This window comes from Amycolatopsis sp. lyj-84 (genome assembly GCF_046549075.1).
Taxonomy (GTDB): Bacteria; Actinomycetota; Actinomycetes; order Mycobacteriales; family Pseudonocardiaceae; genus Amycolatopsis.
Genome location: NZ_JAJPWO010000040.1, coordinates 1 through 565, shown reverse-complemented (window position 1 = coordinate 565; position 565 = coordinate 1). Strand labels below are relative to the sequence as shown.

Genomic DNA, 565 nt, shown 5'->3' with positions numbered 1-565 from the left:
AGCTTCGGCAAGATAGGCAAGGAGTCCGGGTTCGCCGACGCGCTCGCCGGCTTCGGGCTGGCGCTGCAGAAGCAGGTCAAGGGCGTCGGCACGCACGCCACCGGGCTGGCCACCGCCGCGCAGAAGGCCGCCAAGTCCTACCGCGACCACGAGACGGCCACCGCCGCCGCCCTCGACGAACACGCCCGACGGAGCTGACATGGACACGACCGCGCTCGCGCACTCGTTCGCGAAGGACCTCATCGCGCACCGCAACAAGCTCGCCGGGAAGGCGGAGGACGCCGTCCGCGCCGAGTACGCGCTCAACCGGGTGGCCTCGTCGCTGGACGACCAGCACGCCGCCTACCACAAGGAAAGCACCACCGTCCTGGGTCACTGGGACGGCCACGGTTCCGACGGCTTCAAGCACAACAGCGCGAAGCTGACGAAGGAGCTGAAGGTGACCGGCGCCGCGGGGGCGGCGGCCGAGAAGGTCGTCGCGCACATCGCGTCCACAGTGGACAGCGGGCACACGGCCGTGCAGCGGCTCGTCGACGAGTACACCACCAAGGCCAAGCAGGTCCTC

At 70.1% G+C, this 565-nt stretch carries 2 pseudogenes; both read left to right on the top strand.

Going from position 1 to position 565, the window contains the following annotated elements:
• Positions 1-198 (top strand): annotated as a pseudogene (locus ACLJRM_RS44240) (lytic transglycosylase); the annotation flags it as partial.
• Between the two features lies 1 nt (position 199).
• Positions 200-565: pseudogene (locus ACLJRM_RS44235) on the top strand (CHAP domain-containing protein); the annotation flags it as partial.